Raw genomic sequence first — 6,895 nt, 5'->3', positions numbered from 1 at the left:
ACGGCCCGTTCACGGACTTCCTTCGGGTATGGCTTCGACATAACGATCCCGATCCTTCCAAGAGATCGAGCCTCGGTCAAACCCGGAACGATTCACCGCGGCTTGACCACAAGCCCCCCGCCGGGGGAGGGCCGCTGATCGGCTGCCATATGCTTCTGCCATGGCGAACCGGCGGCGGTCTCTGGGCGATGCCTTCTGGACCTGGGATCGAGCCCTGGGTGGGCAGCGGCGGCCGACTCGAATCCAGAAATGGGTGGCCCGACACCCGATCGGCACCGGTCTCTGCGTGGCCGTTCCCTTCACGGTCTTCTTCTTGATGCTGTCGCGTGAGGAGGAACCCGACGACCCTCTGTTCGCTGTGATCTTCGGGCTGGCTCTGGGCCTTGTCTTCGCCCTCACGGCGGTGTCAGAGCGCCTCCGGCAGCGCCGACTCAAGCGTCTGGGGATATGGGACGGATCCTGAGTAGGGCCAGGAGTGGCGCGGGCGGAGACTTGGGAGAGTAGGAGGGGGGTGGGGATGTCACGAAATCCGAGGGACGAGTTCTTCGATGGCCCGGGTGGGATGTGCTTGAGCATCGTGTTCTATGGGTGGACAGCAGCCAGTAGCGGCACTGCCCCCTGGTTGAGGGTTGTCGCGGCGCTCCTTCTGGTGGTCTGGGTGATGTTGCTGGCGAGGCACCTCTTGCGACGGGCCCGTGGCCGCACGTCATCTGAGCACCCGGATGAATCGGTATCTTGAAGAGGGCGTGGCACACGCATCCCGTCCGGGCTGGATCCTGGTCGCCGCCTGCGGACTGTTCCTGTTCCTCGTGGCCCACGCATCGCGGCTGCCACCACGCTCGTGACCCGGCGCCTCACCCGGCGAACGACCCGCCTGCCATCAGTGGTTCTCTGGCCGACCGCCGACCGCCGACCGCCGACCGCCGACCGCCGACCGCCGACCGCCGACCGCCGACCACCGACCGCCGACCGCCGACCGCCGAGCACCGGGAGGAGTTCGAAGGAGCCTCAGCGGGGGCCGCTACTGAACGTAGTCACTGTCAACGGCTCGCGGCGCCATGGGCGGGTGCCGAGTGGATGGTGCGTGCTCAGACCGTCAGCCGCAGCGAGGTCGCCGCGATGCCGAGCCGCACCGTCTGACCGCACGTCAATTCAAGTGCGTCGGACTCCATTCCGTCACCGAAGACCACCATCCGGTCCGACTCGACCGTGAGCCGCAGCCGCTGTTCCCGCCTCAGTTCGCCCGCCACCAGCGAGGTGCCGGTCGTGGGCGAAGGCCACGCTTCACGTACGAACCAAACCAGCCGGGGGTCGGTCGGACGCGGCAGCGACAGTGCGCTCCTGCGCTCCTGCCACAGCGAGCGCAGCCAGCCCGTGGAGCCGGTGCCGGTGCCGACCAGGACCCCGGAGGATGCCTGTGGTTCGGCGGGGGAGTCCGGGGCGTCGGGGCCGAGACGGTATCGCGCCGTCTGGTGGCCGGGCGGGCCCAGGTAGATCTCATTGAGGGCGAGGAGGCGCTGGGTGTCGTCGGCCACGGCCTCGACCATGGTGAGATCGTCCGTTGACCTGCCGGGCGATGCGGCCGCCCGGAACTGGGCGGCCACATCGCCCGGGCGGTGGCGCACCAGTACCCCCGGGTTGCGTCCGGGATCGGTGTCGATGCCCACGACGGGCTGGCCGGAGAGATATTTGGCGACGTTGGCGACCAGCCCGTCCTGTCCGACCACGACCACCACGTCCTCCGGACCGAAGAGGAAGCGGTCGAGATCCGCGCGCTCGACCCGCGACTGGCGCCACTGGAGCGGTACGGCCGCCGCCACATCGGCGAGAGCCTGCTGCGTCCGCTCGTGCCGCCGCGCCACCTCCTCGATGGAGCGGCCGCGGGTGGACAGGAAGAACGCGGCCTGGCCGTGTGTGCCGTGCCGGGCGAGCAACTCCTCGTACTCGGTGGTGCGGTGCACGAGCACCGCGCGCGGGGCGAGGCTCACGCGCGTGTCTCCGGGCCGGGCCGGCCGAGCTTGGCGAGCAGGTCGGTGAGGACATCGGGGGAGAGCGTGAGGCTGTCGATGCGCGGCAGGTTCTCGGCGAGCCGGGTGGCGGCCAGGGCGTGCAGCGTCGAGGCGTTCACTTCGCCGTGCACCCGCAGCCAGGCCGCCTGCGACTCGGCGCGCGCGGCACCGACCTCGCGTGCGGCCTCTGCCTCGGCGCGGGCGAGCCGCACCTTGCGCGCCGCCTCGGCCTCTGCGCGTACCCCGTCGGCTGCCGCGTTCTCCTCCGCCTCGCGCCGGCTGTTGGTACCGCGCTGCTTGACCAACTGCTCCTCACGGCGCACGAGTTCGATCTGGCTGGCCAGTTCGTTCTCCGCGATGGTCCGCTCGCGCTCGACGGCCACCGCCCGGCGTTCGTACGTCGCCCGGTCGGCCTCCTGCTGGATCTGCTCCCGGGCCGGGGTGCGCAGCGCGCGCTCCACCTCTGCCTCGGGGCGGATCGCGACCACGCGCACCGCCACCACATCGATGCCGGTGGCGGGCAGCCGGGGCTCGGCGGCCAGCCCCTCGGCGACCCGTTCCCGTACCGCCGCGACCCCGTCGACCAGCGCGCCGGCCAGCGGGGTGCGGGCCAGCACGTCGAGGGTGTGCTGCTGCGCGGTCTCGGTGAGGAGGGTGGCGATCTGCTCCAACGGCGCACCGCGCCAGACGCCGGTGTCGGGGTCGACGGAGAAGTCGAGCCGGGCGGCAGCATCGGCGGGGTCGCTGATCCGGTACGTCACGGTGGCCTGCACGGTGACGTCCTGGAAGTCGGACGTGCGTGCGTGGAAAGCCATCGCCAACTCGCGGTCGTTGACCGGTACTTCGGAGAGTGCGGCGTGCAGCGACCGGTACCAGAAGCTCAGTCCCGGTCCGTCGTGCGTGAGCCGGCCGCGGTCATGGTGGCGGATGTGGGCGGTGGGTGCGGAGCGCAGATGGCGCCAGCCGAACCGTTTGGTGATGTCGGCCATGTCGAAACCCCCTCATTGTCGTCATGGAGACGATAAGGGGTTCGGTTAATATCGTCAAGGGGACGAGAACGCTCGCCCGCCGGTGGTCGGTGCCGCGCCGCAGTCGTATCGATCTCCTGACGTTCCGTCATCAATGTTGCGTCCGCGTCGTATACACCGTCCGCCTCTGGGGGCTCAGCCACGGCGGCCGCCCGGCGGCTGTCGACGAGCCCCTCTTGAAAGCAGGCGGGATGGAGATCGGGCAACGCGCAGGACGGAGGAGGGGGCGGCCCGGTCGGGGCCACCCCCTGAGCCCCTCCCGCTACCGGCCCTTCGCGGCGAGGAACCGGGCCGGCACCTCGCCGCCGCCGTGCACCGCCAGATCGGCGCCGTTGACATACGCCGCGAGATCGCCGGCCAGGTACAGACAGGCGCGCGCGACATCGTCCGGCACCGCCATCCGCCGCATCGGAATGACATCCGCCACCGCCGCACCCCCGTCCTCGCCGTACGCCGACGCCGCGCTCTCGGTGCGGATCAGTCCGGTCGTGATGTGGTTGACGCGCACCTTCGGTGCCCATTCCAGGGCCAGTGCCCGGGTCAGTGCCAGCAGCCCCGCCTTCGCCGCCGAGTAGGCGGCGGTGCCCGGCTGCGGGGTGTGTGCGGAGACACTGCCGATGTTGATCACCGAGCCGCCGCCGTCCTGTCGCTGCATGACCCGGTTCGCCGCCTGCGCCACATAGAACGGCGCCAGCAGATTCAGCGCGACGACCTTCTCGACGAACCGCGGCGACGCGGTCGCCGCGTCGGCGTCGGGGGAGCCGCCCGCATTGTTGACGAGCACATCCAGCCGTCCGTACCGCTCCACCGCGGCGTCGACGAGTGCGGCGGACGCCGCCGGGTCGCGGACATCGACCGACCGGAAGCGAGCGGTCCGCCCACCGGCAGCCGGCAGCTCCGACGGTTCATTGCGCCCGCAGACCAGCACCTCCGCGCCTGCGGAGAGGAATGCCTCGGCGATCGCGGCGCCGATGCCCTTCGTGCCACCGGTGACGATTGCCGTTCGCCCGGTGAAGTCGATGGGACTGCCGATGTCCATGGTCCGCCTCCGCTGGTGCCGAACTCGTCGCCGAAATGAATCTACCAATCGTTTGTTTTGTGGACTAGCCGGTGAGCGCGGGCGGCCGGTGACTCCCGGAGAAGCCACCGGCCGGCCGGACGGTGCGCCGCCCCCGTCCCCACGGTGCGGCGCAGGCGGGCCCTCGTCATCCGCTCGGACGACGGCCCACGTTCATCAGGACCCGGTGTCGGCCGGATCCAGTCCCAGTGCGGGGAAAATGGCGCTCTCCACGAAGCGGGTGAGATATGCCTCATCCGCGATCTTCGCCTCCAGCAGGGGCCTGGCCCGCACCACGCCCAGCAGCTGCGCGGAGACGAACTCCGCCGCGGGGTTGTCCATGGGGATCTCGCCACGCTCCATGGCCCGCCGGACCATGACGTCGATCGCTGCGATCTCCGGCAGGACCAGTGCCTCGCGCAGCGCGCAGAGCAGCTCCGGGCTCTGCAGTGCGGCATGGCTGAGTGCGTGCAGCAGTGGGGTGTCCCGTCCGGAACCCGCGCTGATGGCCTGGGCCGCCAAACGCAGGTCACCGGCGAGCGAGCCCGTGTCGATGTGCGAGAGCAGCATTCGCTGGGTGCTGTGCAGCGCCGCGACGACCAGCTCCGGCTTGGAGCCCCACTGCCGGTAGAGCGTGGACTTCCCGCACCGGGTGCGGGAGGCGACCCCCTCCATGGTGAGCGATTCGTATCCGCTCTCCCTGAGCATCTCGAGCACGGCCGTGTAGAACTCTTGCGCCCGCTCCGGCGTGATCTTCGAGCGACGCGAGGTGCGGGCCTGTTCCTGCACGGAATCGTGCGACGACATGTGCTTTCCCTCTCTGCGGCTGTGCGACGAGGTCTTCCGATACGCCAGTGTACCGAAACGCGCGTGTACCGATACGCCAACGTATCGGTACACTGGCGTATCGATGCGGCATGGACTGGACCATGCCGCGGTAACACTGCTTCGTCAGCAAAGGGGCACCGGGTGACGTACGCCCGTAGCGAGCCCGCAGATGGGGAGCCGGACACTTCTGCCCGACCGCCTCTCGTCCGCGAGCTCCTTCTCGTCGTAGGGCTCTTCGTGGTCTACAAGTTCGGCCGGCAGGCCGCGAACGGTCACGTCGAGGAGGCGTACCGCAACGCCGGACACGTCTGGGACTTCGAACGCGCGGTGCATCTGCCGAGCGAGGGCGCCGTGCAGGGCGCGCTGCTGCACAGCGAGACGCTGATCCGCGTCGCGAACACCTACTACGCGACCGTGCACTTCCCGGCCACGCTGCTCTTCCTGGCCTGGCTGTACTGGCGCCGCCCGCGCCACTACGTATGGTCGCGCCGGATCCTCGCCGTGCTCACCGGTGCCGCTCTCGCACTCCACCTGCTGTTCCCGCTCGCCCCGCCGCGGATGCTGGACGCCGCCGGACTCGTCGACACCGGCCAGGTGTACGGGCCGACGGTGTACGGAGACACTCCGGCGACCGACTCGATGGCGAACCAGTTCGCCGCGATGCCCTCGCTGCACTTCGGCTGGGCGCTGATGGTCGCCGTCGGACTGATCGTCGCGACGCGTTCGCGGTGGCGCTGGCTGTGGCTGCTGCACCCGCTCGTCACCCTGCTGGTGATAGTCGGCACCGCCAACCACTACTGGCTCGACTCGATCGTCGTCAGCGCGCTGCTCGCCGTAGCGCTCGCGACGCTGCGGCTCCAGCGGACGGAGCCGGTCCGAGGGCATCTGCCGTGGCCTTCCGGTGCAGGGGGCGAGCCCGCGCCCGCCCGTACCGCGCTGCCGGTGTCCCGTGTTCCCGACCCGGCCGCCTCCCAGGCGTACGCCTCGTCGTCCGGGGGCCGGCCATGAACGCCACGCTGATCGCCGTCGCCCTCTCCCTGGTCTCCGCCGCCGCGTACGCCTCGGCGGCGGTGGCTCAGGCCCGGCTCGCCGGACGCACCGATCCGGGCACCGGAGTGCTCCGGATGCTCGGGCGCGGGGCGTGGTGGTCGGCGGTCGGACTCAACGCCGGTGGCGCGCTGCTGCATGTCGTGGCGCTGAAGTACGGGCCCCTCACCCTCGTCCAGCCGCTCGGCGCGCTGACGCTGGTCGCCGCCGTACCGCTGGGTGCGCGCGCCGCCGGGCGCCGGGTGACCGGGACCGAATGGCGCGGCACGGTCCTCACCCTGCTCGGCCTGGGCGCCCTGCTGCTGACGGCGGGCGGCTCCGCACCGCACGAGACGCTGAGCCTGGTCGAGGCGCTTGCGGTCGGTGCGGCGACCATGGCGGTCGTTGCCGGACTCAGCCGGCCGGGGGCCCGCCCCGGACTGAGGCACGCTGCGGCATCCGGCATCACGTCGGGCGTCGCCTCGGCGCTCACCCAGACACTGACGGTGGCGGTCACGGACCACACGGGCCCGCTCTTCAGCTGGCGCCTGGTGACAGTGGCGCTGCTCGTCTCGGCCTTCGCGATGGGGGGCCTGCTGCTCTCGCAGACCGCTTACCAGGGTGGTCTCGGCGCGCCGCTCGCGGTCGTGACCCTCGCCAATCCCGTTGCCGCCGCGGCGATAGGTCTGGCGCTGCTCGGCGAACGCCTCCAGGGTGGGACGATCGCGCTGGTCCCTGCGCTGCTGGGGTCGGCGGCGGCGGTGCGGGGAGTCATTCTGCTCAGCCGGGCGCAGGACGGGACGACGCCGTCGGCGTACCGGGCCAGGATCGAGGCGGAGCCGGCGCCGAGTGTGCCGTCTCGGGTCGTGATCGGCAGCCCCCGCACGACGGACCAGCTGACGCTGCGACCGGAACTCGGCAGGACGCCGGTCGGCGGGCCATAACGG

Annotated in this window: 7 protein-coding genes; 3 read left to right on the top strand and 4 right to left on the bottom strand. The window is 70.9% G+C overall.

Annotation, left to right across the window (positions count from 1 at the left end):
- Positions 1 to 160 precede the first annotated feature (160 nt).
- The gene (locus ACWD6R_RS29130; RefSeq protein WP_451821419.1) at positions 161 to 463 is read left to right on the top strand and encodes a hypothetical protein; all 303 of its coding nucleotides are present in this window, start codon (positions 161 to 163) and stop codon (positions 461 to 463) included.
- 625 nt (positions 464 to 1,088) lie between these two features.
- On the opposite strand, the gene ACWD6R_RS29125 is transcribed toward ACWD6R_RS29130, so the two are convergent.
- The 4 genes from ACWD6R_RS29125 to ACWD6R_RS29110 form a co-directional block, all read right to left on the bottom strand.
- Positions 1,089 to 1,988, bottom strand: a complete 900-nt coding sequence (locus ACWD6R_RS29125; protein WP_451821418.1) for a hypothetical protein — start codon at positions 1,986 to 1,988, stop codon at positions 1,089 to 1,091.
- Positions 1,985 to 2,998: an SPFH domain-containing protein gene (locus ACWD6R_RS29120; RefSeq protein ID WP_451821417.1), complete on the bottom strand. Its 1,014-nt coding sequence runs from the start codon at positions 2,996 to 2,998 to the stop codon at positions 1,985 to 1,987. The genes ACWD6R_RS29125 and ACWD6R_RS29120 overlap by 4 nt, the downstream gene beginning before the upstream one ends.
- A 301-nt stretch (positions 2,999 to 3,299) precedes the next feature.
- A complete protein-coding gene (locus tag ACWD6R_RS29115) occupies positions 3,300 to 4,076 on the bottom strand; it encodes an SDR family oxidoreductase (protein ID WP_451821416.1) in 777 nt (258 codons plus the stop codon).
- A gap of 195 nt (positions 4,077 to 4,271) precedes the next feature.
- A complete protein-coding gene (locus ACWD6R_RS29110; RefSeq protein WP_451821415.1) occupies positions 4,272 to 4,901 on the bottom strand; it encodes a TetR/AcrR family transcriptional regulator in 630 nt (209 codons plus the stop codon).
- 162 nt (positions 4,902 to 5,063) lie between these two features.
- Between ACWD6R_RS29110 and ACWD6R_RS29105 the strand changes: the two genes are divergently transcribed.
- Positions 5,064 to 5,930 (top strand): phosphatase PAP2 family protein, encoded by an 867-nt coding sequence (locus ACWD6R_RS29105; protein ID WP_451821414.1) that lies wholly within the window; start codon positions 5,064 to 5,066, stop codon positions 5,928 to 5,930.
- Positions 5,927 to 6,892 carry a hypothetical protein gene (locus tag ACWD6R_RS29100; RefSeq protein ID WP_451821413.1) on the top strand — a complete coding sequence of 322 codons (966 nt, stop codon included), beginning with the start codon at positions 5,927 to 5,929 and terminating at the stop codon, positions 6,890 to 6,892. The genes ACWD6R_RS29105 and ACWD6R_RS29100 overlap by 4 nt, the downstream gene beginning before the upstream one ends.
- The last annotated feature ends 3 nt before the right edge of the window (positions 6,893 to 6,895 follow it).

The sequence above is a fragment of the Streptomyces sp. NPDC005151 genome (genome assembly GCF_053599875.1).
The sequence above is the reverse complement of the archived record's forward strand: the minus strand, read 5'-3'. Positions and strand labels throughout refer to the sequence as shown.